The 26,711-nt window shown below is 74.7% G+C and carries 27 protein-coding genes; 10 read left to right on the top strand and 17 right to left on the bottom strand.

The window, feature by feature from the left end; genetic code table 11:
• The first annotated feature begins 72 nt into the window (after positions 1 to 72).
• Together QWY28_RS13850 and QWY28_RS13845 are read left to right on the top strand one after the other, a co-directional pair.
• Positions 73 to 2,076 (top strand): CocE/NonD family hydrolase, encoded by a 2,004-nt coding sequence (locus QWY28_RS13850; RefSeq protein WP_300953141.1) that lies wholly within the window; start codon positions 73 to 75, stop codon positions 2,074 to 2,076.
• Complete coding sequence (locus QWY28_RS13845) at positions 2,073 to 3,500, top strand: LVIVD repeat-containing protein (RefSeq protein WP_300953140.1); 1,428 nt, start codon at positions 2,073 to 2,075, stop codon at positions 3,498 to 3,500. Before QWY28_RS13850 ends, QWY28_RS13845 begins: the two co-directional genes overlap by 4 nt.
• 129 nt (positions 3,501 to 3,629) lie before the next feature.
• Here the strand turns inward: QWY28_RS13845 and QWY28_RS13840 are convergent, their stop codons facing one another.
• Positions 3,630 to 4,328: a SprT-like domain-containing protein gene (locus QWY28_RS13840; protein WP_300953139.1), complete on the bottom strand. Its 699-nt coding sequence runs from the start codon at positions 4,326 to 4,328 to the stop codon at positions 3,630 to 3,632.
• A 72-nt stretch (positions 4,329 to 4,400) separates the two neighbouring features.
• Between QWY28_RS13840 and cobT the strand changes: the two genes are divergently transcribed.
• Positions 4,401 to 5,429 (top strand): nicotinate-nucleotide--dimethylbenzimidazole phosphoribosyltransferase, encoded by a 1,029-nt coding sequence (cobT, locus tag QWY28_RS13835; RefSeq protein WP_300953138.1) that lies wholly within the window; start codon positions 4,401 to 4,403, stop codon positions 5,427 to 5,429.
• A gap of 2 nt (positions 5,430 to 5,431) precedes the next feature.
• Entirely contained in the window at positions 5,432 to 6,184 is a 753-nt protein-coding gene (gene cobS, locus QWY28_RS13830) for an adenosylcobinamide-GDP ribazoletransferase (protein WP_300953137.1), read from the top strand.
• Positions 6,185 to 6,382: 198 nt separating this feature from the next.
• Here the strand turns inward: cobS and QWY28_RS13825 are convergent, their stop codons facing one another.
• A complete protein-coding gene (locus QWY28_RS13825) occupies positions 6,383 to 6,934 on the bottom strand; it encodes a bifunctional adenosylcobinamide kinase/adenosylcobinamide-phosphate guanylyltransferase (RefSeq protein ID WP_300953136.1) in 552 nt (183 codons plus the stop codon).
• A gap of 77 nt (positions 6,935 to 7,011) precedes the next feature.
• On the opposite strand from QWY28_RS13825, the gene QWY28_RS13820 reads away from it, so the two are divergent.
• From QWY28_RS13820 to QWY28_RS13805, 4 genes are read left to right on the top strand one after another with little or no spacing between them, the layout of a single operon-like run.
• The gene (locus QWY28_RS13820; protein WP_300953135.1) at positions 7,012 to 8,175 is read left to right on the top strand and encodes an acyl-CoA dehydrogenase family protein; all 1,164 of its coding nucleotides are present in this window, start codon (positions 7,012 to 7,014) and stop codon (positions 8,173 to 8,175) included.
• The gene (locus QWY28_RS13815; RefSeq protein ID WP_300953134.1) at positions 8,172 to 9,242 is read left to right on the top strand and encodes an enoyl-CoA hydratase/isomerase family protein; all 1,071 of its coding nucleotides are present in this window, start codon (positions 8,172 to 8,174) and stop codon (positions 9,240 to 9,242) included. The genes QWY28_RS13820 and QWY28_RS13815 overlap by 4 nt, the downstream gene beginning before the upstream one ends.
• Positions 9,239 to 10,153: a 3-hydroxyisobutyrate dehydrogenase gene (mmsB, locus tag QWY28_RS13810; RefSeq protein ID WP_300953133.1), complete on the top strand. Its 915-nt coding sequence runs from the start codon at positions 9,239 to 9,241 to the stop codon at positions 10,151 to 10,153. Before QWY28_RS13815 ends, mmsB begins: the two co-directional genes overlap by 4 nt.
• 26 nt (positions 10,154 to 10,179) lie before the next feature.
• Positions 10,180 to 10,956, top strand: a complete 777-nt coding sequence (locus QWY28_RS13805) for an enoyl-CoA hydratase (RefSeq protein ID WP_300953132.1) — start codon at positions 10,180 to 10,182, stop codon at positions 10,954 to 10,956.
• On the opposite strand, the gene QWY28_RS13800 is transcribed toward QWY28_RS13805, so the two are convergent.
• Genes QWY28_RS13800 through QWY28_RS13790 form a run of 3 tightly spaced genes read right to left on the bottom strand, consistent with a single transcriptional unit; the run spans position 10,943 to position 12,937 of the window.
• Positions 10,943 to 11,620, bottom strand: a complete 678-nt coding sequence (locus QWY28_RS13800; RefSeq protein WP_300953131.1) for an alpha/beta fold hydrolase — start codon at positions 11,618 to 11,620, stop codon at positions 10,943 to 10,945. The two genes, QWY28_RS13805 and QWY28_RS13800, sit on opposite strands and share 14 nt — an antisense overlap.
• Before the next feature lie 16 nt (positions 11,621 to 11,636).
• A complete protein-coding gene (locus tag QWY28_RS13795) occupies positions 11,637 to 12,149 on the bottom strand; it encodes a MarR family winged helix-turn-helix transcriptional regulator (protein ID WP_300953130.1) in 513 nt (170 codons plus the stop codon).
• 11 nt (positions 12,150 to 12,160) lie between these two features.
• Positions 12,161 to 12,937 carry an SDR family oxidoreductase gene (locus tag QWY28_RS13790; protein WP_300953129.1) on the bottom strand — a complete coding sequence of 259 codons (777 nt, stop codon included), beginning with the start codon at positions 12,935 to 12,937 and terminating at the stop codon, positions 12,161 to 12,163.
• A gap of 264 nt (positions 12,938 to 13,201) precedes the next feature.
• Between QWY28_RS13790 and QWY28_RS13785 the strand changes: the two genes are divergently transcribed.
• Positions 13,202 to 14,011, top strand: coding sequence for a sigma-70 family RNA polymerase sigma factor (locus QWY28_RS13785; RefSeq protein ID WP_300953128.1), 810 nt, complete (start codon positions 13,202 to 13,204; stop codon positions 14,009 to 14,011).
• Positions 14,012 to 14,144: 133 nt separating this feature from the next.
• Here QWY28_RS13785 and QWY28_RS13780 read toward each other — a convergent pair whose 3' ends face one another.
• Positions 14,145 to 14,447 (bottom strand): STAS domain-containing protein, encoded by a 303-nt coding sequence (locus QWY28_RS13780; protein WP_300953127.1) that lies wholly within the window; start codon positions 14,445 to 14,447, stop codon positions 14,145 to 14,147.
• Positions 14,448 to 14,819: 372 nt separating this feature from the next.
• Positions 14,820 to 15,284, bottom strand: a complete 465-nt coding sequence (locus tag QWY28_RS13775; protein ID WP_300953126.1) for a hypothetical protein — start codon at positions 15,282 to 15,284, stop codon at positions 14,820 to 14,822.
• A gap of 136 nt (positions 15,285 to 15,420) precedes the next feature.
• On the opposite strand from QWY28_RS13775, the gene QWY28_RS13770 reads away from it, so the two are divergent.
• Positions 15,421 to 16,155: a response regulator gene (locus QWY28_RS13770; RefSeq protein ID WP_300953125.1), complete on the top strand. Its 735-nt coding sequence runs from the start codon at positions 15,421 to 15,423 to the stop codon at positions 16,153 to 16,155.
• A 3-nt stretch (positions 16,156 to 16,158) separates the two neighbouring features.
• Here the strand turns inward: QWY28_RS13770 and QWY28_RS13765 are convergent, their stop codons facing one another.
• From QWY28_RS13765 to glnA, 10 genes are all read right to left on the bottom strand, one after another.
• Positions 16,159 to 16,533, bottom strand: coding sequence for an Hpt domain-containing protein (locus QWY28_RS13765; RefSeq protein WP_300953124.1), 375 nt, complete (start codon positions 16,531 to 16,533; stop codon positions 16,159 to 16,161).
• Complete coding sequence (locus QWY28_RS13760) at positions 16,530 to 17,255, bottom strand: signal peptidase I (RefSeq protein ID WP_300953123.1); 726 nt, start codon at positions 17,253 to 17,255, stop codon at positions 16,530 to 16,532. The genes QWY28_RS13765 and QWY28_RS13760 overlap by 4 nt, the downstream gene beginning before the upstream one ends.
• Before the next feature lie 90 nt (positions 17,256 to 17,345).
• Positions 17,346 to 17,969, bottom strand: a complete 624-nt coding sequence (locus QWY28_RS13755; RefSeq protein WP_300953122.1) for a TasA family protein — start codon at positions 17,967 to 17,969, stop codon at positions 17,346 to 17,348.
• A 138-nt stretch (positions 17,970 to 18,107) separates the two neighbouring features.
• Positions 18,108 to 19,607 (bottom strand): PepSY-associated TM helix domain-containing protein, encoded by a 1,500-nt coding sequence (locus QWY28_RS13750; RefSeq protein WP_300953121.1) that lies wholly within the window; start codon positions 19,605 to 19,607, stop codon positions 18,108 to 18,110.
• A gap of 98 nt (positions 19,608 to 19,705) precedes the next feature.
• On the bottom strand, positions 19,706 to 20,401 hold the full coding sequence (locus QWY28_RS13745; protein WP_300953120.1) for a hypothetical protein: 696 nt from the start codon (positions 20,399 to 20,401) through the stop codon (positions 19,706 to 19,708).
• A gap of 31 nt (positions 20,402 to 20,432) precedes the next feature.
• A complete protein-coding gene (locus QWY28_RS13740) occupies positions 20,433 to 21,218 on the bottom strand; it encodes an isocitrate lyase/PEP mutase family protein (protein WP_300953119.1) in 786 nt (261 codons plus the stop codon).
• Positions 21,219 to 21,226: 8 nt separating this feature from the next.
• Positions 21,227 to 24,202 carry a bifunctional [glutamine synthetase] adenylyltransferase/[glutamine synthetase]-adenylyl-L-tyrosine phosphorylase gene (locus QWY28_RS13735; protein ID WP_300953118.1) on the bottom strand — a complete coding sequence of 992 codons (2,976 nt, stop codon included), beginning with the start codon at positions 24,200 to 24,202 and terminating at the stop codon, positions 21,227 to 21,229.
• Positions 24,199 to 24,933, bottom strand: a complete 735-nt coding sequence (locus QWY28_RS13730; protein ID WP_300953117.1) for a type 1 glutamine amidotransferase — start codon at positions 24,931 to 24,933, stop codon at positions 24,199 to 24,201. The genes QWY28_RS13735 and QWY28_RS13730 overlap by 4 nt, the downstream gene beginning before the upstream one ends.
• Positions 24,930 to 25,331 carry a hypothetical protein gene (locus tag QWY28_RS13725; RefSeq protein WP_300953116.1) on the bottom strand — a complete coding sequence of 134 codons (402 nt, stop codon included), beginning with the start codon at positions 25,329 to 25,331 and terminating at the stop codon, positions 24,930 to 24,932. The genes QWY28_RS13730 and QWY28_RS13725 overlap by 4 nt, the downstream gene beginning before the upstream one ends.
• Before the next feature lie 4 nt (positions 25,332 to 25,335).
• Positions 25,336 to 26,673 carry a type I glutamate--ammonia ligase gene (gene glnA / locus QWY28_RS13720; protein WP_300953115.1) on the bottom strand — a complete coding sequence of 446 codons (1,338 nt, stop codon included), beginning with the start codon at positions 26,671 to 26,673 and terminating at the stop codon, positions 25,336 to 25,338.
• Positions 26,674 to 26,711 lie beyond the last annotated feature (38 nt).

Here is a 26,711-nt window from a genome sequence, read left to right as displayed (position 1 = left end):
GACGACGGGGTAACGCCTCCGCGGCTCGCCCGTTGAGCCGGTGACCGTCGTCACCGACCGCGAGGACCTCCCGTGCAGCACCCGGCCCGCCGCCCGTCCAGCACCTCTCGCCGCCTGACCCGCGGCCGCCTGACCCGCCGCCTGACCGGCCCGAACGGCCGCCTCGTCAGCCTGGTCGCCGGCGTGGCCCTGGCCGCCTCGACCGCGATCACCACGGCGACCGCGGCGCCGGCGACCGCGACGGCGACCTCGACAGCCGCGCCCGGCCCGGGGCAGGCGTCGGTCGCCACCGACCCGGCCGGCCGCGCTCCGGTGCGGGACGGGTGGACGGCCCGCCCGGCGACGTACCCCGGCTCGGTGAAGCAGACCGACCTCGCGATCCCGATGTCCGACGGCACCGTGCTCCGCGGCGACCTCGAGCTGCCGGCCGGCGCCGACGGCGAGCCCGCGGCGGGCCGGTTCCCGGTGCTGGTCACGATCACGGCGTACAACAAGTCGGCCGTCGGCGCGGCGCTGGGCGGTGGGGACTACCTCGTGCGCCGCGGGTACGCCTCGCTCAACGTCGACGCCCGAGGCACCGGCAGCTCCGAGGGCACCTGGGACGCCTTCGGGGAGCGCGAGCAGCTCGACGGCAAGGAGGTCGTCGAGTGGGCGGCCTCGCGGGCCCGGTCGTGGAGCAACGGCCGGGTCGGCATGCGCGGCCCGTCGTACATGGGCATCAACCAGCTCTTCACCGCCGCCCTCCACCCGAAGGGCCTGCAGGCGATCTTCCCGCAGGTGCCCGCCGGCGACGTCTACCGCGACGTCGTGGCGTCCGGCGGCCAGGTCGACGTGGGCTTCATCCCGCTGTGGATGGGCCTGGTCACCACGACCGGCGTCATCCCGCCGGCGGTGACCGCCACCGACCCGGCGTCCGGGATCGAGGCGCTGCTCTCCCACGTCTTCGGCGCCGCGACCTTCACCGCGCCGCTGCTGCTCGACGCCGTCCTGGGCGGCGACGCCGCGCACGACGGCCCCTTCTACCGGACCCGGTCGCCGCTGGAGGTGATCGACGAGGTCGACGTGCCGACCTTCCTCGTCGGTGGCCAGCAGGACCTCTTCCAGCGCGGCACGCCGCTGCTCTTCGAGGCGCTCCAGGAGCGCGGTGTGCCGACCCGGCTGGTCGTCGGGCCGTGGAACCACCTCGAGGGCTCCATGGGCACCGACATCGACCAGGTCGGCCACGGCGACCTCTCCGAGCTCCAGCTGCGGTGGTTCGACCGGTGGCTGCGCGACGCACAGGACTCGAAGCTCGGGCGGATCGCGCCGGTCAACGTCTACGAGAACGGCTCCGGCACCTGGCGCACCCAGCGCGAGTGGATCAGCCGCGACGCCTCCGCCCGCAGCTACCGGCTCTCCGGCGCCGCGACGACCGGCGCGCGCCACGGCGTGCTGACCACCGGTACGCCGGCCCCGGGCACCGCCACCGTGCTGCCGCTGCCGGTCTCGGGGCTGTGCACCCGCTCGGCCAGCCAGTGGACGGCCGGCATCCCGGCCACGCTCGCCGGCCAGCTGCCCTGCTTCCAGGACAACGCCCTCAACGACCGCACCGGCATCGTCTACGAGACCGCACCCCTGGCGCGCGCCGTCCGGTTCTCCGGCCCGGTCAACGCCCGGCTGTACGCCTCGAGCCCGACCGGCGGCGGCATGCTGTCGGTCTCGATCTCCGACGTCTCACCGTCCGGGCGGGTGACCCGGCTCAGCGGCGGCTGGCAGCTGCTCGCGCAGCGGGCGCTCGACCGCCGGCGCACCCGCTTCCTCGACGGCGAGGTGCTCCAGCCGTACCACCCCTTCACCCGCGCCTCCCGCGCGCCCGCTCCCGGCAAGGTCGTCCCCGTCGACGTCGAGGTGTTCCCGACCGCGGCGAGGATCCGCCCGGGCCACCGGCTCCGGATCGCCGTCCAGGCCTTCGACGTGCCCCACCTGCTGCCGACGCTGCCCGACCTCCCGGGCTCGCTGACGCCGATCACGCTGCACGCCTCGGCGGACCACCCCTCCCGGCTCACCATCCCCTTCCTCGCCGGCGGCCGGGGATGAACGTCCGGCTCGCCGCGGCGGCGCTCGCCGCGGTGCTGGCCGTGGGCGGCACCGCCGCCCTCAACGGCGCCGACGCCCAGGCACCGGCGTCCACAGCGACCGCGCTCGCGCCGCCCGAGTGCGGCCCCGGCTCGCGCCCCGAGACCGACATCGACGGACGCGTGCCGGCCGCGGACGTCGCCTCCGGCCGCGCCGCACGCGGCTACACCTGCAACACCCGGCTGGTGAGCCACCTCGGCCGCACCGGCGGGCTCAAGGTCCAGCGCTACGAGGACCGCTCGGGGCACGTCTGCGCCTACTACGACGTCGCGAAGTCCTTCCCCCTCGGCGTGCTCGAGGCCGGCCTCGAGGGCCTCGGGACCGCCGTGGTCGACATGACCGACGCCCGCCGGCCCCGACGCACGACCACCCTGGTCAGCCCGGCGATGGCCTCCCCGCACGAGTCGCTGTACCTCCACGAGAAGCGGGGGCTGCTCGTCGCGGTGATGGGCACGCTGACCACCGCCCCCGGCATCCTCGACGTGTACGACGTCAAGCAGGACTGCCGCAAGCCGCGGCTGCTCTCCTCCACCCCGGCGGGCTTCCTCGGCCACGAGTCCGGCTTCTCCCCCGACGGCCGGACCTTCTGGGCCAGCGCGCTCGTCGGCCTCACCATCACCGCGATCGACCTCACCGACCCGCGCGCGCCGCGGCCGCTGAGCACCATCAACGGCGTGCTCTCCCACGGCGTGCGCACCTCGCCCGACGGGCACACCCTCTACGTCGCCGACCTCGGCATGCCGAACAGCAAGCGGCTCACCGAGGGCGGCCTGCGCGTCTACGACGTCAGCGCGATCCAGGCCCGCGAGCCGTTCCCCCGGGCCCGGCTGCTCACCACCTACACCTGGCCCGACGTGGCCATCCCGCAGGTGCCCGAGCCGATGCGCATCAACGGGCACGACTACCTGCTCATGGTCGACGAGTTCAGCGAGCTCGCCCTCGACCCCACGTTCAGCTACCGGCCGGAGAACAGCGCCGGCATCGCCCGGATCCTCAACGTCGACGACCCGACGAAGCCGTTCCAGGTCTCGGCCCTGCGCCTGGCGGTCCACCTGACCGAGAACCGCGCCGGCGAGCAGCAGGACGACCCGGGGGCCAAGAGCCCCATCGGCGGGTACGCCGCGCACTACTGCGCCATCCCGCGCTTCCGGGACCCGAAGCTCGCCGCCTGCTCCTACATCGGCTCCGGGCTCCGCGTCTTCGACATCTCCGACCCCTACCGACCCAGGCAGGTCGCCTACTACAACAAGCCGGCCCCGACCGGCGGGTACGCGATGGCCAAGCCGGCCTTCGACCGTGAGCGCGAGCAGGTCTGGTTCAGCGACTTCGACGCCGGCTTCTTCGCCGTCCGGCTGACCAACGGCGCCTGGCCGCAGGGCCTCTGAACCCCGGACCACGCCGTCCGCCGTCGTGCTCCCCGTGGCGGGCATGGCCCTCTCCCCTGCACCGGCCTCCGGCGCCGGCGCCGGCGCCGGCCGTGACCGTGGCGTGCCGGTCGTCGGCCCGCCCCGGGGTCAGCGCCGGTCGAGCGGCTCCAGCAGCCCGAACGGCACGGTCAGCACCTGGTCGCGCACCCGCAGGTGGAACCGGGTCCGCCCGCGCTTGAGCACCGTGCCGACGACGCCCTCGTAGCGGCCCGCCGCGACGATCCGCGCCAACTGCCCGACCCGCGGCGCGGGAGCGGCCGCGCCGGCGGACGCCACCGGGTCGGGTCCGGCGAGGACCCGGCGCAGCGCGGCGTCGTACGCCTCGCCCATGGGCACCGTGGCGCCCCGGTGGGTCCAGTCGATGAGGTGATCGCGGCTGAAGGTCCGTGAGCAGCGCGTGCACGACCCCGGCCGGGTCGGTCGGCGGTGCCGGGTGAGGCGGTGGCCGGCCGGGCAGGTGCCGACCCAGTCCCCCTCGATGCTCGGGGCGTCGGGGTCGGAGCAGCGGCGGCCCGAGCACCCGATCCGCAGCGCCGTCGCCCGCCACACCGCGTCGTGCCCGTGCCGCGGACCGACGAGCGCGTGGGCGACCTCGTGCAGCACGGTGTCGCGGACCTCGGCCTCGTCGTGCAGCGCCGTGAGCGGCCCGCTCAGCCCGATCTGGCGCTGCTGCGGACGGCAGATTCCCGCGCGCCGCTTGGCCCGGTCGAAGACCACGGTCCAGTCCCGGAGGCCGTGCTCGTCCAGCAGCCCCCGCGCCATCCGCGCCGCCTCGTCCAGGTCCACGGCGAGGACCCTAGGCCGCGCCACCGACAGCCACCGGCAGCCGGGGGCAGCGGCGCGTCGTACGCTCCGGCCGTGCCGATCACTCCTCCGGACCAGGCCCTCGAGGCCACCGCCCGCGAGCGCCTCGCCGGCCTCGCGACCCCTGCCGGGGCGCTCGGCCGCGTGGGCGAGCTCGGCGTACGGCTGAGCGCGATGCTCGGCGCGGTGCCGCCGCCGGAGCTGACCGACGTGCGCCTCGTCGTGCTCGCCGGCGACCACGGCGTCGCCGCGCACGGCGTCTCGGCCTACCCCGCCGCCGTGACCCCCGCAATGGTCCGCTCGCTCCTCGCCGGGACGGCGGGGGCGTCCGCGCTCGCGCGTGCCCACGGCGTCCGCGTGCGCGTGCTCGACATCGCCGTCGACGACGACCTCGACGGCGTGCCGGTCGAGGTCTCGGCGCACAAGGTCCGCCGAGGGAGCGGCGCCATCCACCTCGAGGACGCCCTCACCGCCGAGGAGGTACGCCGCGCGCTCGAGGTCGGTCGCGCGGTCGCCGCCGAGGAGATCGCCGGCGGCGGCCAGGTGCTGATCAGCGGCGACCTCGGCATCGGCAACACCACCCCGGCGGCTGCCCTGGTCGCCGCCGCGCTCGGCCTGCCGGCCGAGGACGTCGTGGGGCGCGGCACCGGCGTCGACGACGCCGGGCTGGCGCGCAAGACCGAGGTCGTCGGCCAGGCGCTGCGCCGCGCCGGCGACCGGACCGCGGACCCGGTCGCGACGCTGGCCGCGCTGTCCAGCGCCGATCTCGCCGCGACGACCGGGTTCGTGCTCGCGGCCGCCGAGGCCGGCGTCCCGGTCGTCCTCGACGGCCTCATGTCGGTGGCGTGCGCGCTGACCGCCGAGCGGATCGCGCCGGGCGCCGCGGCGTGGTTCGTCGCCGGCCACCGCTCCACCGAGCCCGCCCAGTCGCTCGCCCTGGAGAAGCTCGGCCTCGAACCGCTCCTCGACCTCGGGCTGCGCCTCGGCGAGGGCAGCGGCGCGGTCGCCGCCGTGCCGGTGCTGCGCAGCGCGGTCGCGCTGATGCGGGACGTCGCGCTCCTCAGCGACCTGCTCCCCTGCTGAGCGTGGGCGCGCTCCTCGACGCGTGGCGGCTGGCGGTCGGCACGCTGACCGCCGTGCCGGTCTCCCCGCCGCGCACGGTCGACGCCCGCACCGCCGGCCGGGCCATGCTCCTCGCGCCGCTCGCGGCCGCGCCCCTCGGGCTGCTGGTCGCCGCGGTGGCGGTGCTCGGTCGCGAGCTCGGTCTCACCGCCCTGGTCACCGCCGTGCTGGCCGTCGCCGGCCTGGCCGCGGGCAGCCGCGCCCTGCACCTCGACGGGCTCTCCGACACCGCCGACGGGCTCACCGCGTCCTACGACCGCCGCCGCTCGCTGGAGGTCATGAAGTCCGGCACCGCCGGCCCGGCCGGCGTCACCGCCGTCGTCCTCGTGCTGCTCCTCCAGGTCGCCGCGCTCACCTCCGTGCTCCGCGAGGACCGCGGCTGGCTGGTCGCCGGTGTGCTCGTCTGCCTGTCCCGCTGCGCGCTCGCCCTCGCCTGCACCCGCGGCGTGCCCGGCGCCCGCCCCGACGGCCTCGGCGCGACGTACGTCGGCTCCGTCGGGCCGCTCGCCACCGCGGCCCTCTGGCTCACGGCTGCCGTGGTGGCGGCGCTCCTCGCCGGCGTCCCGGGCCTGCTCGCCGCCCTCGCCGCGGCAGCCGTGGTGGTGCTGCTCCTGCGCCGGACCGTCACCCGGTTCGGCGGCGTCACCGGCGACGTCTTCGGAGCCTCCGTCGAGCTCGCCCTCGCCACCCTGCTCGTCGTCGTCTCCGCCTCCTGATCCCGGGCGGCCGCCACGCGTCTTCAGCGACCTTGTGGTCGCTCCACCCGCGTCCTGCGCCCTGTGGAGCGACCACGTCGCCGCTGCAGGAGCCGCCCCGCCGACCCCCGATCTCCAGCGACCTTGTGGTCACTCCACACACGTCCGGACACGTGTGCAGCGGCAGCGGGGTCGCTGAAGTGGGGTCGCGCGCACCCCTCACAGCGGGTCGGGCAGACGCAGCACGCGCCCGGCGACGACGAGGTGCACCTCGTCACAGGCGGCGCCGAGCCGCTGATTGGTCGTGCCGAGCAGGTCGCGGAAGAGCCGGCCCGAGCGGTGGGCCGGCACGACGCCGAGGCCGACCTCGTTGGTCACCAGCACCACCGGCCTGCGGGCCACGCCGAGCGCAAGGACGACCGGCTCCAGCTCGGCCAGCACGGCCCCGTGGACCTCGTCGGCCGGGGCCTCCCACAGGGCGCCCGCGTCGACGACGGCCGTCAGCCAGGTCCCGAGGCAGTCCACCAGCACCGCGCCGTCGGCCGAGGACAGGACGGCGGCCAGGTCACGCGTCTCGTGCGTGGTCCACGACGCGGGCCGGCGGGCCCGGTGCGCCGCGACGCGGGCGGCCCAGTCGGCGTCGTCGGCGGACGGGACGGGCCCGGGGGCGACGTACGCGACGGAGGACTCGCCGGCGAGCAGACGCTCGGCGTGCGTCGACTTCCCGGAGCGGACGCCGCCGGTCACCAGCACCTTCGCGGACCCGAGCACGGCAGCAGCCTAGCGAGCCGATGATCGGACGCCCGACCTCTTGCTAGGGCATCCAACCAAATGGCAGAGTGCGGGGCATGAGCAGCACGCCGAGCACCTCAGCGCTGGACCCCGAGGAGCGCCGGGCGATCGTCGAGGCGGTCCGCGACTTCACCGAGGCACGGATCGCGCCGAACGCCGTGGCCTGGGACCAGGCCCACCACTTCCCCATCGACGTGCTCGCCGAGGCCGGCGGGCTCGGTCTCGGCGCGATCTACGCAAAGGAGGACGTCGGCGGCTCCGGCCTCGGCCGCAGCGAGGCGGTCCTCATCTTCGAGGAGCTCTCCCGCGGGGACGTCGCCGTGGCGGCGTACATCTCCATCCACAACATGGCCGTCTGGATGATCGACACCTTCGGCACCGACGAGCAGCGCAGCCGCTGGGTGCCGCACCTGGCCGGCATGGAGAACCTCGCGAGCTACTGCCTCACCGAGCCCGACGCCGGCTCGGACGCCGGCAACCTGCGCACGACCGCCCGTCGCGAGGGCGACGAGTGGGTGCTGTCGGGCACCAAGCAGTTCATCTCCGGCGCCGGCGCGTCGAGCGTGTACGTCGTCATGGCGCGCACCGGCGGCCCCGGCCCCAAGGGCATCAGCGCCTTCATCGTGCCCGCGGAGTCCGACGGGCTCTCCTTCGGCGCCGAGGAGCAGAAGATGGGCTGGCACGCCCAGCCCACCCGCCAGGTCGTCATGGACGGCGTCCGCGTCCCGGCGGAGAACCTGCTCGGCGAGGAGGGCCAGGGTTTCTCGATCGCCATGCGCGGCCTCAACGGCGGCCGGCTCAACATCGCCGCCTGCTCCCTCGGCGGCGCCCAGTGGGCCGTCGACCGGGCAGCCGAGCACCTGCGGACCCGCCAGGCCTTCGGCGGCCCGCTGACCGACCAGCAGGGCCTCGTCTTCGCGCTGGCCGACGCCCACATCGAGCTGCAGGCCGCGCGCACGATGCTCCACGACGCCGCCGCCCGTCTCGACGCCGGCGACCCGGACGCCGCGGTCGTCGTCGCCGGCGCCAAGCGCTTCGTCACCGACGCCGGCTGGAAGGCCGCCAACACCGCCCTGCAGCTGCACGGCGGCTACGGCTACCTTGCCGAGTACGGCGTCGAGAAGGTCGTCCGGGACCTCCGTGTCCACCAGATCCTCGAAGGGACCAACGAGATCATGCGAGTCATCGTGGGCCGAGCGCTCACCCAGGGAACGGCATGAGCGACCAGCATGACGAGACCCCGGTCGTCGTCTCGACCACGAGCCGCCTCGGCCGGCTCGAGCTCAACCGCCCGCGCGCGATCAACGCGCTGAACCACCCGATGGTCGGCCTGCTCCAGGACGCGCTCGACGCCTGGCGCGACGACGACGCGGTGCGCACGGTGCTGCTCACCGGTCGCGGCGAGCGCGGCCTGTGCGCCGGCGGCGACATCGTGTCGATCTGGAAGGACGCCAAGGCCGGCACCCACGAGTCCGCGCGGTTCTGGTCCGACGAGTACGTCCTCAACCACGCGATCTCCACCTACCCGAAGCCGTACGTCGCCGTGATGGACGGCATCGTGCTGGGCGGCGGCATCGGGGTCTCGGCCCACGCCAGCCACCGCGTCGTCACCGAACGCTCCTCCCTGGGCATGCCCGAGACCGGCATCGGCTTCGTGCCGGACGTCGGCGGCACCTGGCTGCTCTCCCACGCGCCCGGCGAGCTCGGCACCCACCTGGGCCTGACCGCGGGCTCGGTCGGCGCCGGCGACGCGATCGCCCTCGGCCTGGCCGACCACTTCGTGCCCTCCGAGCGCCTCGACGAGCTGGTCCGCCGGCTCGCCGACGAGGACCCCGACGCGGTGCTGGCCGACCTCGCCGAGGACGCCCCCGAGGCGCCCCTGCTGGCCCAGCGCGACTGGATCGACGAGTGCTACGCCGGTGACGACGCGGCCGCGGTCCTCACCCGGCTGCGCGAGCACCGCTCCCCCGAGGCACAGCAGGCCGCCGACACGCTCGCGAAGCGCTCGCCGTTCGCCGTGACCACCACGCTGCGCGCCCTGCGCGAGGCGGCCGACCTCGCCGACCTGGGCGAGGCGCTCGCGATGGAGCTGCGGCTGACCGTGCGCTTCCTCGACGTCCCCGACTTCGTCGAGGGCGTGCGCGCCCAGGTCATCGACAAGGACCGCGCCCCGCAGTGGCAGCCGGCCTCGCTCGACGACGTCGACCCCGCCGCCGTCGCCGCCCTCTTCGAGCCGCTGCCCACCGGCGAGCTCGAGCTCCCCACCACCTCCGGAGGACCCGCATGAGCACCACCTCGAACCAGGGCCCGGTCGCCTTCATCGGCCTGGGCAACATGGGCGGCCCGATGGCCGCGAACCTCGTGGCGGCCGGCCGTCAGGTCACCGGCTTCGACGTCGGCCAGGAGGCCTGCGACAAGGCCCGCGCGGCCGGGGTCGACGTCAAGGGCTCGGCCGCCGAGGCGGTCCAGGGCGCCGCGGCCGTCGTCACGATGCTGCCCAACGGCGCGCTCCTCCTGGGCGTGTACGACGAGGTGCTCCCCGCCGCCGCGCCCGGCACGCTCTTCGTCGACTGCTCGACGGTCGCGGTCTCCGACGCCCGCACCGCGGCCGACCTGGCCGTCGCCGCCGGCCACCGCGCCGCGGACGCACCCGTCTCCGGCGGCGTCGGCGGTGCCGAGGCCGGCACGCTGACCTTCATGCTCGGCTGCGACGACGCGCTGGTCGAGGAGGCGACCGCGCTGCTCGACCCCATGGCGGGCCGGGTCGTCCACTGCGGCGCCTCGGGCGCCGGCCAGGCCGCGAAGATCTGCAACAACATGGTCCTCGGCGCCTCGATGATCGCGATCTCCGAGGCCTTCGTCCTCGGCGAGAAGCTCGGCCTGACCCACCAGGCGTTCTTCGACGTCGCCTCCACCGCCTCGGGCCAGTGCTGGGCGCTGACCACCAACTGCCCGGTGCCGGGCCCGGTGCCCACGAGCCCCGCCAACCGCGACTGGAGGCCCGGCTTCGCCGGCGCGCTCATGGCCAAGGACCTCGGCCTGGCCCGACGCGCCGTCGAGGAGTCCGGCACCGACGCCGCCGTCGGCACCCTCGCCGAGGAGCTCTATCGTCGCTTCGCCGACGAGGGCGGCGCCGGCCTCGACTTCTCCGCCATCGTCAACACCATCCGGGAGCGCTCGGCCGCCGCGGCCGAGTGACCACACCAGCACCGCTGAGGAGCCCCATGTCGTCGTACGAGACCATCCAGGTGACCCGCGAGGGCCGCGTCGGGACGATCACCCTCGACCGCCCGAAGGCGCTCAACGCCCTCAACGCCCAGCTGATGACCGAGGTCGTCGCCGCGGCCGAGGAGCTCGACGCCGACCGCGGGATCGGGGCGATCGTCGTGACCGGCTCCGAGCGGGCCTTCGCGGCCGGCGCGGACATCAAGGAGATGGCCGAGCAGTCGTACGCCGACATGGCGCTCGGCGACTGGTTCTCCGCCTGGGACCGGTTCGCCACGCTGCGCACGCCCGTCGTCGCCGGCGTCTCGGGCCACGCGCTGGGCGGCGGCTGCGAGCTGGCGATGATGTGCGACGTCGTCATCGCCGCGGAGTCCGCCCGCTTCGGGCAGCCGGAGATCAACCTCGGCGTCTTCCCCGGCATCGGCGGCACCCAGCGGCTGACCCGGGCGGTCGGCAAGGCGGTCGCGATGGACCTCATCCTCACCGGCCGCACCATGACCGCCCCGGAGGCGCTGGCCGTCGGCCTGGTCTCCCGCATCGTCCCCACCGAGGAGCTCCCGCAGCAGGTCGCCGAGGTCGCGGCCACCATCGCGGAGAAGTCCCTCCCGGTCCTCTACGCCACCAAGGAGGCCGTCAACCGCGCCTTCGAGACCACCCTCGCCGAGGGCGTGAAGTTCGAGCGCCGCACCTTCCACGCGACGTTCGCGCTGGAGGACCGCAGCGAGGGCATGGGTGCGTTCGTGGAGAAGCGCAAGGCGGAGTTCAAGCACCGCTGACGTCGGCACCGCTCGCGCCGGGCCGCAGGTACGCCGCCACCACGGCGGCGACCTGCGGCCCGTGCGTCAGCGGCCCCATGTGCGCACCCACCGGCAGCGTCTCGGCCCGGGAGCCGGCCGGCGCGGCCGCGACGAGCCGCTCGGCCCAGTCCTCCGGGCAGATCCGGTCGTGCCGCCCGCGCAGCACGAGCACCGGGCAGCGGACACCGGCCACCGTGGCCGCGATGTCGTCGTGCCGCGCCGCCTCCATGGTGCGTACGCCGTGGAGCGGGCCGGTCCGCGCGTAGCTCCACGCGAGCACCGGGAGCTGCCCCGGCCGCTCGAACCGCGCGGTGCGCAGCCACCGGCCGACCAGCGCGCGCCAGCTCCGCGCCCGCGGGTCCGTGCTCGGGCCGACCAGCACCAGCCCCGCCACCCGGTCGCCGGCCACCGCGGCCGCGTGCGCCACGACCTGCGCCCCCGCCGAGTGGCCGAGCAGCACGACCCGACCGTCCGCCGGCTCGAGCCGGTCGACGAGCGCCCGGCCGAGGGACGCCGGGTCGACCCGGTCGCCCCGGCCCGGCCGCTCGCCGAACCCCGGCAGCAGGACCGTGCGCGACCGGTGGCCCGGCAGCGCGGCCAGCGTGGTCTCCCAGGCGGTGGCGCGGAGGCCCAGCCCGGGCACGGCCACCAGCGTGGGCTCAGGGAGCGAAGTCACCGCGCCCCGCGCGGAAGCGTCCCAGCACGTCGACGAGCGCGGCGACGTCGTCGTCGGCGAGGCCGATCGCCTCGAAGACCTCGCCGTTGAGCACGGCCGTCGCCTCCTCCACGAGCCGCTCCCCCGAGCCGGTCAGCACCAGCACCGCCGACCGGCCGTCGTCGGGGTTGGCGACCCGCTGCACGTGGCCGTCCTCGGCCAGCCGCGCCGCGAGGCTCGTCAGCGACGTGGGGTGGACCTGCAGGCGCTGTCCGGCGCGGCGCATCGTCATCCGGCGCTCGGAGGCGAAGGACAGCAGCCGCAGCAGCTCGAAGCGCGCGAAGGTCAGCCCGAAGGGCCGCAGCAGCCCGTCGATCTGGGTGAGCAGCAGCTGCTGGGCCCGCATGATCGAGGTGACCGCAGCCATGCCCGGCGCGGCGTCGTCCCACCCGTGCGCGACCCACTGGCGCCGAGCCTCGGCGATCGGGTCGCGGCCGGGCGCGGGTGGGCTGCTCATCGCGGCCGAGCCTAGAACAGGTCGGCCGGCCGCTGGGTGACCTCGGCCCCGCCGTCGACGTAGACCACCTGCCCGGTCACGTGCGTGTTGGCCTCGGAGACGAGGAAGGCCAGCACCGCGGCCACCGCCTCGGGCGGCGCGTAGCCGTTCAGCGGCATCGGCACCGCCGCGTCCATCAGCTCGCGCATGACCGGGTCCTCGAACAGGCCGGTGGTCATCGGCGTGAGCACGACGCCCGGCGCGACGACGTTGAGCGCGATGCCGGCGTCCGCCCAGCCGGGCGCGACCGCCGTACGCCGCGCCCACTCCGCCAGCGCCGCCTTGGTCGAGGGGTAGATCGAGTGCGGGCGACCGGCCTCGGTCAGCTCCGCCGCGCGGGCGACCCCGGCCTCCTCGTCCCCCGCGAGGCAGGCGACCCGCGTCCGCTCGTCATTGCCCATCGTCCCGGAGATCGAGCCGATGACGGCGACGCGCGGCGACGGCGACGCGGCGAGCACGGGCCGGAGCGCCTCGACGAACTCGACGGTCCCGAAGTAGTTGATCCGCACCATCAGCGGGCTCGGCTCGGCCACGCCGGCGCACGTGACGAGCGCGTCGACGCCTCCTCCGCCCAGCGCGCGGACGGCGTCGACCGCGGCGGCCCGCCCCTCGGCCGTGGCCAGATCCGCCAGGACGTCGGCGTCGCGCAGGTCGACGCCCACGACCTCCTCGCCACGGGCACGCAGCTGATCGGCGAGTGCGCGGCCGATCCCGGAGGCGCTGCCGGTGATGACGGTAAGACGGGGCACGGCGCCTCCTGGGGCTGGGGAACGAGGTCGGACGTTAGCAGCGTCGTGACCGTTCCGTGACCGTCTCGTGACCGTTCGTGATCTTCCGCCCGCGCGCACGACCGGGTTTGCCGGGCACGCCGCTGCGGAACGCTACGGGCGGTGGATGTCGGGGATGTTTCGGCCCTCGGCGGCACCGGGCCGACGCAGATGGTTCGCCTCACCCTTTCGGGTCATTTGCGGGTGGTCTGGTTTCGGGTGCCGACCCCCGGGTAGGGAGGTGCCATGACGACGAGTGCTGTACCGCTGGGCCGCCGACCGAAGGACCTTCGTCGCAAGGCCGAGACCGCACGCCTCTTCGAAGAGGCGGCCGCCACCACCAGCGAGACCGAGCGCGAGCGCATCCACGAGGAGATCGTCCTCCTCAACATCGAGGTCGCTCGGACCCTCGCCTCCCGTTTCCGCAACCGCGGCGTCCCGCTCGAGGACCTCGAGCAGGTCGCCCTCCTCACCCTCGTGCGCATCGTGCCGAAGTTCGACGCCAGCAAGGACCGCGACTTCCTCGCGTACGCCGTGCCGTCGATCCGCGGTGACCTCAAGCGCTACTTCCGCGACTTCGGCTGGATGGTGCGCCCGCCGCGCCGGGTCCAGGAGATCCAGTCCGAGGTCGTCGCCGCGCACCAGCGCGCCCGCGAGTCCGGCGAGCCGGCCTCCCCGGAGAAGATCGCCGAGCAGCTCGACCTCAAGCCGTCCGAGGTCCAGGCCGCGCTCATGGCCGACGGCTGCTTCCAGCCGCTGTCCCTCGACGTGCCGGTCTCGCCCGACCACGGCCGCGGGTCGCTCGGCGACACCCTCAGCGACGACGACCCGAGCGGTGAGCGCGCCGCGGAGGCCCGCGCGATGCTGACCCCGCTCATGCGCGAGCTCAGCGAGCGCGACCGCCGCATCCTGCACCTCCGGTTCGCCGAGGACTGCACCCAGCAGGAGATCGCCGACCAGCTCGGCGTGACGCAGATGCAGGTCTCGCGCCTGCTCAGCCGGATCCTCGGCACCCTGCGCGAGGGCATCGGCGAGCTCGACCCGACCGCCGTCTGAGGTCAGCCCCACCACGACGAACACCACGGCCCGCCGCTCCTCGACAGGAGCGGCGGGCCGTGGTGCTTCGTGGTGCTGGAGACGTCGTGCGTGAGGGTCCCGGTGGGACCCGTCCGGGCGACGAGGGGCCTGGCTAGGCCGACTCGAGCGTCATGGTGTCGAACCGACCGGTGGTGCCGGTCAGCTCGGTGACCCGGGTCACCGCAGCGCTCAACGCGGCCACGCTGAAGCTGCCGCCACTGGCGGCCACCTCCTGCTGGCAGGCGAGCAGCGCGGAGAGACCCGTGCAGTCGATGAAGGTCACTCCGTCGAGGTCGACGACGACAGAGCGGCAACCGTCCGCCGAGCGGCGCGCGACCGCACCTCGCAGGCCCGACGCCGAGAGGACGTCGAGCTCGCCGGTGACGACGACGCGCAGCTGAGGGGGATCGGCCACGGCGTTCACTGAGAAGTACAAGGAACCGACAATCCGGGCCGTGAGGTCCTGGTGGAGGTGCACCGGAGTCCCCGGCACGTCCTCGACGCTACGCCCTGCAGCGGCCCACGTCACCATCGCGGGGGTGAACAAAACGCACGCCACCCCTGCGGGTGAGGCACCGTCCGGGCCGGTCAGCCGGGGTTTCGGAGCCGCGAGGGACGGGCAGACCTGCCGTGGCAGCCCGCGTCCCGGGGCGGGTTGCCGCTCGGGCCCCGCCCTTCGACGCTGGAATGCCAGGACGCGGCCTCTGGGGGGCATCAGCCGCGACCTGGCCCCCGCATCGTGGCACAGCGCCCGGCCGACGGCGCCCCGCGAGAGCCGGCGTGTCGGTCAGAAGTTCGTGGTGCCGAGGTTCAGGAACGGGCAGCTCACCGAGCGGGTCATCGAGGTCGACCACGACCGGTAGCTGGCCGTCACCGTGATGTCGATGGCCATCCGGGTCGGCGTGTAGGCCTGCTCGAGGACGACCGACCCGGTCTTGCCCGTGAGCGTCGCCGAGGCGCTGCCGTTGCGGCTGGCCTCGACGGAGTAGACGATGGGGAGCCGGAGCTGGCCGGTGTCGGTGATCGCGTTGATGGTCACCTCGGCGGTGTTGCGCTGGAGGAACCGCGAGTCGCACGTGAGCGAGCCCGTGAACGCGGTCACCGGCGCCATCCTGGCGACGGACACGGGGGTGCCGGCCGGTGCCTGGCGGGCGGCGAAGACCGCGTGCGCCACCTGCGGGGCCAGGACGAGGCACAGCACCGCCAGCGCGAGCGACACGGCGCGACGCCAGGTGTCGGTGCTGCGCTTCATCGGAGGTGCTCCTGGGGCTCGACGATCCGGGCGGATCGGGCGGTTCGCGGGGGGATGTGCATCAGTCTGCCGACACGGGCTCAAGCGGCCCGGACCGGGACCTCAAGGAATGCGCAAGGTCTGGCAGACTCCGGGTGTGGACGGTTCGGGTTCGGGTCAGGAGCGCAGGGCGCTCGTCATCGAGGACGACGAGGACATCCGTTCGCTCATCGAGTTCACCCTCGAGACCCAGGGCTTCGACGTCACCGCGGTCGACTCCGGTCTCGCCGGCGTCGACGCCGTGCGCACCCTCGACCCCGACCTGATCACCCTCGACCTCGGCCTGCCGGGGATCGACGGCATCGAGACGTGCCGCCGGATCCGCGAGACCAGCGACGCGTACGTCGTCATGATCACCGCCCGCGACGACGAGATCGACCGGCTGATCGGCCTCGAGACCGGCGCCGACGACTTCCTGTCCAAGCCCTTCAGCGTCCGCGAGCTCAAGGCGCGCGTCAACGCGCTCTTCCGCCGGCCGCGCCGGGGCCCGGCCCTCACCGCGGCCACGACCCAGGGCGAGCCCGACCACGAGGTGCTCGAGCACGGCCCGCTGCGCGTCGACGTCGACGGCCGCCGGGCGTTCCGCGACGGTGAGGAGCTCGCGCTCACCCGCACCGAGTTCGACCTGCTCACCGAGCTGATGCGCACGCCGGCTCGGGTCTGGACCCGGGAGGCGCTGCTCCGCTCGGTGTGGGGCACCGACTGGGCCACCGACACCCACCTGGTCGAGGTGCACGTCGGGAACCTGCGGCGCAAGCTCGGCGAGAGCCGCGAGGGCCCCAAGTTCGTGCGGACGGTGCGGGGCGTCGGCTACCGCATGGAGTCGCTGTAGCGGTCAGTTCGACCGGGAGGCCGCGTAGGTCACCAGGTAGTCGCTGAGCGCCAGCTCGGCGCGACCGGCGGCGGACGCGAGGTCTGCCGCGTGCTGCCGGGCCGCGGCGATGTCGCAGCAGCGGACCTGCTGCTCGACCGCACGGGCCAGCTGGGCGAGCTCGCAGGTGCCCACGGTCGTCGAGGACACCTTGAGGCTGAGCACCGCGTCCATGGCGGCGTCGAGGTCACCCTCGAGCAGCGCCCCGACGATCCGCTGGACGCGCGCCTCCAGCATCGAGCAGTAGCGGCGGGCGAAGGACACGGCGAAGTCGCCGTTCTGCACGTCGGTGCCCAGCCGCTGGAGCACCTCGGGGTCGAGGACGGCGGTCGCGGTCATGCCTGCTCCCCCGTGGCGTCGTCGTCGAGCTCCTCGTCGTCCTCGTCGTCGGACCAGATGAGGGACATGCCGAGCAGGATGGCACCGCCGAGGGCGACCCACAACACCCCGTCCTGGACGGCCGGCGAGCGCAGCACGCGGATGACGCTGCCGAGCTTGGGGACGACCGCCTGCATCTCCCACACGGTGTCGCCCTCGAGCGTGGCGACCCACGGGTCGGCGTTCTCGTTGTTGTCGCCCTGGGTGCGGATCGCGGTCGAGCCGTCGTCGTTGGTGATCACCTCGACGACCCGGTGGGTCTCGACGCGGTGGTTCTCGACGGGGATGTGGTAGCTGATCACGTCACCGACCGCGACCTCGGAGACCGGCTCGGGGGTGGTGACGACGACGTCGCCGGGCGCGATGCCGGGCTCCATGCTGCCGGTGAGCATCGTGGAGGTGCGGTAGCCCAGGAGGTGCGGGCCGACCCCGAGGAAGCAGAACGCCAGGGCGCAGACCAGGAGCACCAGGCTGGTGACCAGGCTGACCAGGCCGCGGAGCACGCGACGTACCCGCGCGCCGCGCGGGCGGTCGTCGCGACGGCCGCCGGCAGCCGGCTCCGGCTGGCCGGCCTGCCCCGACGGCGCGGAGGAGCGGGTCGACCGCTGCACGACCAGACGCTGCGGCGCGGCGGCGCGGTGGCGGCCGACGACGGTGGCGGCGTGCGGTGCGACGGTGCTCACGACCGGGACTCCTCGGGATGGGGTGGTGCGGGTGGGTGGGTGGGTCCCTGTGCGGCCGTCGGGATCGCCGTCGGCCGCACAGGAGCTGGATCAGCGGAACTCGCCGTTGCGCTGCGTGGCGTCGAAGGTGAAGGCGATGACGTCCGAGGCCGCCTGGAAGGAGTTGTCGGCGGCGGCCGGCAGGGTGAGGGTGACCCGCAGGTTCGAGGTGCCGGCGGCGTTGAGCGCGTCGAGGTTGGCGGTGCCGAGGTCGACCAGGCTGCCGACGACCGGGCGGGAGGCGACGACGCTGACCGGGGTGGTCGCGCAGGTCAGCTCCTTGGTGGTCCCGACCGTGGTCCACGGGGTGGCGCACTGGTCGACGGAGAGCTGCAGGCCGAGCTGGGTGTCGGTGACGAGCTTGGAGCCCTTGGTGCCGGCGGTGGTCATGGTGACCTTGCCGAACTTCTCGATGTCCGAGCCGCGGGTGAGGGTGAAGGTGCGCTGGATGGTGTCGCCGGGGACGATCCCGGTGGCGGCGACCGACGCGCCCTGGACACCCTCGGCCAGGCCGATCTCGACGCGGCCGTTGGTGACCGACTCCGACGCGGAGGTCGTCGAGGTGAAGGCACCGAAGGTGCCGAGGCCGGCGACGGACGCGCCGCCGGCGACCAGGACGACGGACGCGGCGATCTTGGCGGCGGTGGTGCGGTTCTTGCGGGTGATGGTGCGCATCGGAGGGAGCCTCTCGGGGAGTTCTCGGTGGGGGCCGGCCGGGTGTCCCCCGGACCGGAAGTCCTTGATGACGAGAACTCTGCCGAGCGCAGATCAAGGGTCTCTGCGGTGAAACCGCGAGGTTTCCTCAAGGCCTCCTCAACCCCGGTCGGGCCGGTCGAACCACCCCGCCAGGGCCGGCACCCGGCGCAGCACGAGCTGGTCCAGCAGCAGCGCCACGAGCAGCGAGAGCCCGAAGAACGGCAGCAGCACACCGAGGGCGACGATGCCCACGAGCAGCGCCGGTGTGGACCGCAGCGGCATCCGGCCGCGGGGCGCCCCGATCGAGGACCGGCCGCGGGGTCGCCGGCGCCACCACATCAGCGGTCCGGTGACGCACGAGGCGATGATCCCCAGGCACATGAGCGCGGCCCCCCAGAACGACCACAGCCCCAGGCTCCGTCCCTCGTGCAGGCCGATCCCCTGTGCGACCACCTTCGCCAGCGCCGGGTACTCGTCGTACCCGTAGGTGTCGACCACGCCCCCGCCGTACCGGTCGACGTGCACCGTCTGCTCGTCCGACGGGGCGTCGAACGCGTAGCCGATGACCGAGAAGACGCCGTCGTCGGTGCTGGGCAGCGCGACGGTGAACGGCCGCCGCAGGCCCTCGCGCTCGGCGACGGCGACGGCGGTGTCGACGTTCGCGACGCTGACGCCCTTCGCCCCGTCCTCGGGAACCTCCGAGCGCGGGACCTCCGACTTGTGCTGCGCCCAGGGGGCCTCCTGGACGTGGCTGTGCGGCAGCGACTCGTCGAGGGTCGACACCGGGTCGGAGACCGCACCGTGGTCGGTGCTCCACAGCGAGGAGCCCTGGCTGGTGGCGATCTGCTGCACCTTCGCGCCCCAGAAGCCCGTCCACGGCAGGCCGGAGACGAGCAGGGTCAGCAGGCCGACGCCGACGACCGCGCCGACGACGCCGTGCCGGGCGCGCAGCCGTGCTCCCGGCCGGCCGGAGCGGGCCAGGCGGCGACGGGCACGGCGGCGACGGGCACGGCGACCGCGCAGGAAGAGGTAGTAGCCGGTGACGGCCATGACGATCGCCCAGCACGCGCCGAGCTCCATGACGGCGTCGCCCACCCGGCCGGCCATCAGGTCGGCGTGCAGCCGCACGGCCGTGCCCGACAGCGTCGTGTCGGGGTCCATCGAGCCGAGCACCTCGACGGCGAACGGGTCGACGAACACGTCGCGGCCCTCGCCGTCGGGCAGCTCGACGGAGAAGACCGTGCTGCGGCCGTCCTCGCGCGGCTCGGCCAGGGAGACGACGGTGGCGTCGGGGTAGGCCGACTGGACCGCGGCGAGCTGGGCGGAGTACGGCTGGGCGATCTGCTGGGTGGCGGTCGGCTCCGCCTTCATCAGGTCGGGGTGGAGCAGTGGCTCGAGCTCGAAGCGGAACAGGTAGATCAGTCCGGTGACCGCCAGGACCAGCAGGACCGGCACGACGACGAACGAGGCGAAGAAGTGCCAGCGCCACACGGCGCGGAACAGGCCTCCGCCCGAGGGTCGGCGCCGGCCGGCCCCGTCGGGGCGGGACGGGCGGGACGGGCGGGACGGACGAGGGGTCGGGTCGGGGGCGCGCTCGGGCGCGCGGAGGTCGGTCATGGGTCTCTCCTCGAGACGGCGCGGGCGGTCGGCCGCGGGGCCGGCGGGCGCGCAGGGGACGACGGACCACCGGAGGGTGGTCCGCGGGCGGGCTGGGGTCAGGCCGCGAGGAGAGGCGGGCCGCGGCGTACGACGCAGCGCGCGAGGAGGACGGGGACGCGGGGCGCCGGCACGGCGGCCGGCACGGGGAGGGGGCCGGGGAACGGCACGCGGGCCGTGCGAAGCACCGCCAGGGCGCGCAGCACGGGGCGGAGGAAGGCGGTGGAGGCGAGCGCCACGAGCGTCCAGAGCGCGCGCTCGCCGGCCGCGAGCCACAGGCCGACCAGCACGGCCGCGACGAGGTGGACCAGCATCATCGGCGCGTGAGCGGTGAGGTCGTCGACGAGGTGGCCCACCGGCAGGACGGGCGCGACGGCGTGGCCGCCGGTCTCGTAGGCCTCCTGCAGCGAGCCCACGCGGCGGCCGTCGACGAGCGGGAGGACGGCCTCCCCCGGTCGTGGGAGCGGTACGCCGGCGCGCGGCGCGTCCCCGACGTGGCCGCCGGTCGCGGTGAGCACGGCGTGCACCCCGGCCTGGCCCGCCACGAGCAGCGCCACCACCCGGAACGTCGAGGCCGGCCGCGACAGCACGGCGGCGGAGACCACCGAGCCGACCACCACGACCAGCACCATCACGCCCGCGCCGGGCAGCAGGCCGTCCGCGGTGACGTGGCCGGCCGCGCCCAGGAAGACCGCGAGGAGGGCCACCAGGAGCGCGCGTGCCCACAGCACGACGGGATCCATGCGGCGCTCCACGCCAGCGATCATCCCATGCCCGGCCAGCGGGTCAGTTCAGGCGGCGGGTGTCCTCCGGGGCGGTGCCGCCGCGGTGGACCTCCTCCACCATCCGCTGCAGGGCGGTGAGGGCGACGTTCTGCGGCACGGGGCCGAAGCTGACCCGCGCGACGCCGAGCTCCTCGAGCCGCGCGAGCGGCGGGTGGCCGGGCAGGCCGATCAGGGTCAGCCGCTGCGGCCCGAAGGCGTCGACGAGCGCGGCGACCTCCTCCTCGGAGAGGAACCCCGGGACGAAGACGACGGGTGCGCCGGCGTCGAGGAAGGCACGTCCCCGCTCGACAGCGTCGGCCAGCACCTCGCCGCGGTCGCGGTCGCCGGCCCGGAGGAACACGTCGGTGCGGGCGTTGAGCACGAAGTCGATGCCGGCCTGCTCGGCCACGCGGACGACGTCCTCGACCTGCCGGGCGGCCTCGGCGAGCGGCTTGAGCTGGTCCTCGAGGTTCGCGCCGACCACGCCCACGTCGATGGCGCGCCGGATCGTGCCGGCGGCGTCGCCGTACCCGCCCTCGAGGTCGGCGGTGACCGGGAGGTCGGTCGCGCGCACGATGCGGGCGACCATGTCGAGCATCTCGTCGAGCGGGATGTTCTCGCCGTCCTCGTAGCCGAGGGTGGCGGCGATCGAGTGGCTGGCGGTCGCGAGCGCGCGGGTGCCGGGCACGTCGGCGACCACCTTCGCGCTGATCGCGTCCCAGACGTTGACGACGGTGAGCAGCTCGGGCTCGCGGTGGAGGCGCAGCAGCTCGCCCGCGCGGGCAGCGGTGTCCATGGTGTCGCTCATGTGGTTCCTCACTCCCAGAAGACCCGGTCGACGACGGCCGTCGCCCGGCGGATGTGGCGCAGGTGGTCGTTGACCATCCCGTCGGTCTCGCCGGACGGGTAGCCGAGGATGCTCGCGACCGCCGCGCGCTCGCGCGCGTCGCGCGGCAGCTGGTCCGACGGCGTGCCGCGCACCAGCGTCACGGCGTTGCGGGTGCGGCTGACGTGGCGCCAGGTCTCCTGGAGCACGTCGGCGTCGGCGGCGTCGAGCAGGTCGGCGTCGCGGGCCGCGTCGAGCGCCGCCATCGTCCGCGTCGTGCGCAAGCCCTCGACGCGGCCGGCGTGCCGCATCTGCAGCAGCTGCGCGGTCCACTCGATGTCGGCCAGCCCGCCCCGGCCGAGCTTGAGGTGCATCTGCGGGTCGGCGCCGCGCGGCAACCGTTCGCGGTCCACGCGCGCCTTGATCCGGCGCACCTCCCGCACGTCGTCCTCGGAGATGCCGCCCTCGGGGAAGCGCAGCGGGTCGACCAGCTCCTCGAAGCGGCGGCGCAGGTCGAGGTCGCCGACCACGGCGTCGGCGCGGAGCAGGGCCTGGGCCTCCCAGACCATCGACCACTTGGCGTAGTACGCCGCGTAGGAGTCGAGCGTGCGGACCAACGCGCCCTGCTTGCCCTCGGGGCGCAGGTCGGCGTCGACCACCAGCGCCGGGTCGCCCCCGGGCAGGGCGAGCAGCCGGCGCAGCTCGTTGGCCACCGCCTGCGCGTACGACGACGCGCGCTGCGGGTCAGCGCCGGGGACCGGCTCGTGCACGAACAGGACGTCCGCGTCGGAGCCGTAGGACAGCTCGAAGCCGCCGTACCGCCCCATCGCGACGACGGCCATCCGGGTCGGCGGCTCGTCGAGGCCTCGCTGCTCGCACACGGCCCGCCCGACCACCTGGAGGGTCGCCTCGAGCGTCGCGTCGGTGAGCCGGCTCAGCGCGGCGCCGACCGTGTCGACCGGGATGAGGCCGACCAGGTCGCCGGCAGCGATCCGGAACAGCTCGCGGCGACGGACGGCCCGCACCGCGCGCACCGCCTTCTCGGGGTCCTGCTGCCGTCCTGCGGAGGCCTGCATCTCCTCGACGAGCGCCTCCGCGCCGAGCGGGGCGAGGTCCCCGCCGAGGATCCGCACGCCCTGCGGCTCGCGCTCCAGCAGGCTGGTGGCGTAGCGGGACCGCGAGAGCACCAGCGCCAGCCGCTCGGCGACCTGGCCCTCGTCGCGCAGCGTCTTGAGGTACCACGGGCTGTCGCCGAGGGCCTCGCTGATCCGCCGGAAGCCGAACAACCCCGCGTCCGGGTCCGGCCCCTCGGCGAACCACTGGAGCATCACCGGCAGCAGCGCCCGCTGGATGTTCGCGCTGCGCGAGACGCCGGAGGTCAGCGCCTCGAGGTTGCGCAGCGCGGCCTGCGCGTCGAAGAAGCCCAGCGCGGCGAGCCGCTCCCCCGCCGCCGCGGTCGACAGCCGGACGCCGGGGCCGGGGATGGAGGCGACGGCCTCGAGCAGGGGCCGGTAGAAGATCTTCTCGTGGAGGCGGCGGACCTCGCGCCGGTGGTGCTGCCACTCCTTGTCCAGCGCGGCCGCGCTGTCGCGGAGGTAGCCGACGCTGCGGCCCAGCCGGCGCATCGCCTCCTCGTCCTCGGGGACGACGTGGGTGCGCCGCAGCCGGAACAGCTGGATCCGGTGCTCGAGGGTGCGCAGGAACGCGTAGGCCTCGTGCAGCGCCTCGCCGTCCTCGCGGCCGACGTACCCGCCGCGGGTCAGCTCGGCCAGCGCGCTCAGCGTGGCCGTGGCGCGGATCGCCTCGTCGCCGCGGCCGTGGACGAGCTGCAGCAGCTGGACGGCGAACTCCACGTCGCGCAGCCCGCCGGAGCCGAGCTTGAGCTGCCGGTCGGCCTCGCGCGCCGGGATGTGCTCGACGACCCGGCGGCGCATGGCCTGGGTGTCGGCGACGAAGCCCTCGCGCTCCGCGGCGCTCCACACCAGCGGCGAGACCATCTCGACGTACGCCGTACCGAGCGCGCGGTCGCCGGCGACGGGGCGCGCCTTGAGCAGCGCCTGGAACTCCCAGGTCTTCGCCCAGCGCTCGTAGTAGCCCTGGTGGCTGGCGAGGGTCCGCGTCAGCGGCCCGGCCTTGCCCTCCGGCCGCAGGGCGGCGTCGACGGGCCAGATGGTGCCCTCGGCGGTCTGGTCGGAGCACACCTGCATCAGGTTGCTGGCCAGCTGCGTCGCGGCCCGCAGCGCGGCGTGGTCGTCGGCGCCCTCGGCCGGCTCGTGGACGAAGACCACGTCGACGTCGGAGACGTAGTTGAGCTCGTGCCCGCCGCACTTGCCCATCGCGATGACCGCGAGCCGCGCGAGCGCCGCCTGTTCCCCCACCCGCTGTCGGGCCACGGCCAGGGCGGCCTCGAGGGTGCCGGCGGCGAGGTCGCTGAGCTCGGCGGCCGTGTCGTCGACGCCGAGGTCGTGCGCCAGGTCGCGGGCGGCCAGGCGGAGCAGCAGCCGGCGGTACTCCACCCGCAGCGCGTCGAGCGCCTCGGCGTCGGGCAGCGTGGCCACCGGGTCGGCCGCGTCCGGGTCCGCGCCGACGCTGGCCAGCAGCGTCGCGCGCAGGGCGTACGCCGCCGGCCGGGTCGATCCGAGCGTCGGGTCGGTGAGCTCGCGCCACTGGTGCGGGTGCCGGCACAGGTGCTCGCCCAGCGCCTCGGAGGCGCCCAGCACGCACAGCAGCCGCATCGCGGTGCCCTCGTCGTCGACCAGCGCCTCGACCATCGCGGCCGGGTCGTCGAGCGCCTCGGCCAGCCGGACGAGCGTGCCGAGCGCGAGGTCGGGGTCGGCGGTCCGTGAGAGGAGGTGGAGCAGCTCGTCGGCGGTCGGCCCGAGGGCATGCAGGTGGGCGACGGCGGCCTCGGTGTCGAGGAACCCCAGCCGGACCAGGGCACCCTTGGAGGTCGCCGCGCGGTTCACCCGGCCTCCCCGGCTCCCCGGGCGGCCAGCTCCGCGAACCGGCGGGCCACGGGCTCCCACGCGGCGTCGAGCTCGGGGCGGGCGACCTCGATGTCGGCCAGCAGCCGGTCCTGGTCGATCCCGCGGGCCTCGTGCGACCCGCGGTCGTCCTCGGCCCAGGGCCGCAGCACCTCGGCGGTGACCTCCGGGTGGAGCTGGACGCCCCAGACGCTCGGGGCGAACCGGGCGGCCTGCACGTCGCCGTCGGCGGTGCGGGCCAGCACGACGGCCCCCTCGGGCAGGGCGGTGACGACGTCGTCGTTCCAGTGCACGCCGCGGCGGGCGCCGGCCGCGAGCCCGCCGACCAGCGGGTCGTCGGCCGCGGCGTCGGTCCACCCGACCTCGAGCAGCCCCAGCTGCTGGCCCCGCGGGTTGGGCGCCACGCTGCCGCCGAGCGCGGTCGCCACGAGCTGGTGGCCCAGGCAGATGCCGAGCGTCGGCACGCCGGCCGCCGCTGCCTCCCGGACGATCTCCTTCGTGGGCCCGAGCCAGGGGTGGCGGTCCTCGTCCATCGCGCCCATCGGCCCGCCGAGGACGACCAGCGCGTCGTGCGCGAGCCGCTCGGGCAGCTGCGCGACGGCGTACGGCCGGACGACCTCGAGCTCGCAGCCGGCCGCGGCCAGCCACTCCCCGACGAGCGCCGGCGGGCAGTCGCGGTCGTGCTCGACGACGAGCACGCGCGGGCCGCTCACCGTCGGCTCCCCCGCCCGGTGTCGAGCGCCGGGTCGTCGGCGATGAGGGCCAGGAACAGCACGCTCAGGCCGACCACGATCGCCACGAAGCCGAGCTGGCCGACGAGCACCGACGCCGGCAGGAGCAACACGCCGACGGCCACGCACGCGCGCTTGGCCGGCGCCGTGCGGGCCGGCAGCAGGCGCAGCGCGAGGCCGGTCGAGCCCAGGACGAGCAGCGCGCTGACCACCAGCGAGACGGCGTACGTCGCCGCCCCGCCGTCGTCGGGCAGCACCCCGACCAGCACCCACACCGCGAACGCGGCGACCAGCACCCCGACGCCGAGCGCGACGTAGAGCGCGAGCCGGAGGCGGCGCGCGCGGTCCTCGCTGTAGACGACGGGGCCGGTGGTGGTCACGGGCTCAGATGACCGGCAGCATCCGGTCGCGCTCGAAGGCGGAGACCTGGCCGCGGTACTCGTCCCACTCCGCGCGCTTGTTGCGGAGGAAGAAGTCGAAGACCTGCTCGCCCAGCGTCTCGGCCAGCAGCTCGGAGCTCTCCGCGATGGCGATCGCCTCGTTGAGGTTCTTCGGCAGCGGCTCGATGCCGAGCGACGTGCGCTCGCGCTCGGTCAGCGACCAGACGTCGTCCTCGGCCTCGCGGGGCAGCTCGTAGCCCTCCTCGATGCCCTTCATTCCGGCGGCGAGGACCGCGGCGAAGGCGAGGTAGGGGTTGCAGGCGGCGTCGATGGTGCGCAGCTCGACCCGCGTCGACTGGCCCTTGTTCGGCTTGTACATGGGCACGCGGACCATCGCCGAGCGGTTGTTGTGGCCCCAGCAGATGTAGGACGGCGCCTCGCCGCCGAACATCATCCGCTTGTAGCTGTTGACCCACTGGTTGGTCACCACGCTGATCTCGCGGGCGTGGCTCAGGACGCCGGCGATGAACTGCCGGCCGGTGCGCGAGAGCTGGTACTGCGCGCCGGGCTCGTAGAAGGCGTTCTGGTCGCCCTCGAACAGCGAGACGTGGGTGTGCATGCCGGAGCCGGGGTGGGTAGTGAACGGCTTGGGCATGAAGGTGGCCCAGATGCCCTGGCCGAGTGCGACCTCGCGGATGACCGTGCGGAAGGTCATGATGTTGTCCGCGGTGGTCAGCGCGTCGGCGTACCGCAGGTCGATCTCCTGCTGGCCCGGACCGGCCTCGTGGTGGCTGAACTCCACCGAGATGCCCATCGACTCCAGCATCGTGATCGCCTCGCGGCGGAAGTCGGCGCCCTTGGACTGCGCGGTGTGGTCGAAGTAGCCGCTGCGGTCGACCGGCACCGGCTCGCCGCCCGCCTCCGGGGCGTCCTTGAACAGGTAGAACTCGATCTCGGGGTGGGTGTAGAAGGTGAACCCGCGGTCGGCCGCCTTGCCCAGCGTCCGCTTGAGGACGTGGCGGGGGTCGGCGTACGACGGGGAGCCGTCGGGCATCTCGATGTCGCAGAACATGCGGGCCGTCGAGGGGCCCTCCCCGCGCCAGGGCAGGATCTGGAACGTCGAGGGGTCGGGCTTGGCGAGCATGTCGGACTCGTAGACCCGGGCGAAGCCCTCGATGGCCGATCCGTCGAAGCCGATGCCCTCGGCGAACGCCCCCTCGAGCTCGGCCGGGGCCACCGCCACGGACTTGAGGAAGCCCAGGACGTCGGTGAACCACAGCCGGACGAACCGGACGTCACGCTCCTCGAGACTGCGGAGAACGAAGTCTTCCTGCTTGCCCATGGCGCCAGCCTAGGGCCGGGCCCGGCGGAGGTCTCCGC

Origin of the sequence: Nocardioides oceani (assembly GCF_030412965.1) — a bacterium.
Lineage (GTDB): Bacteria > Actinomycetota > Actinomycetes > Propionibacteriales > Nocardioidaceae > Nocardioides > Nocardioides oceani.
Note: the sequence above shows the minus strand (reverse complement) of the source record. Positions and strands in the feature narration are given on the sequence as shown.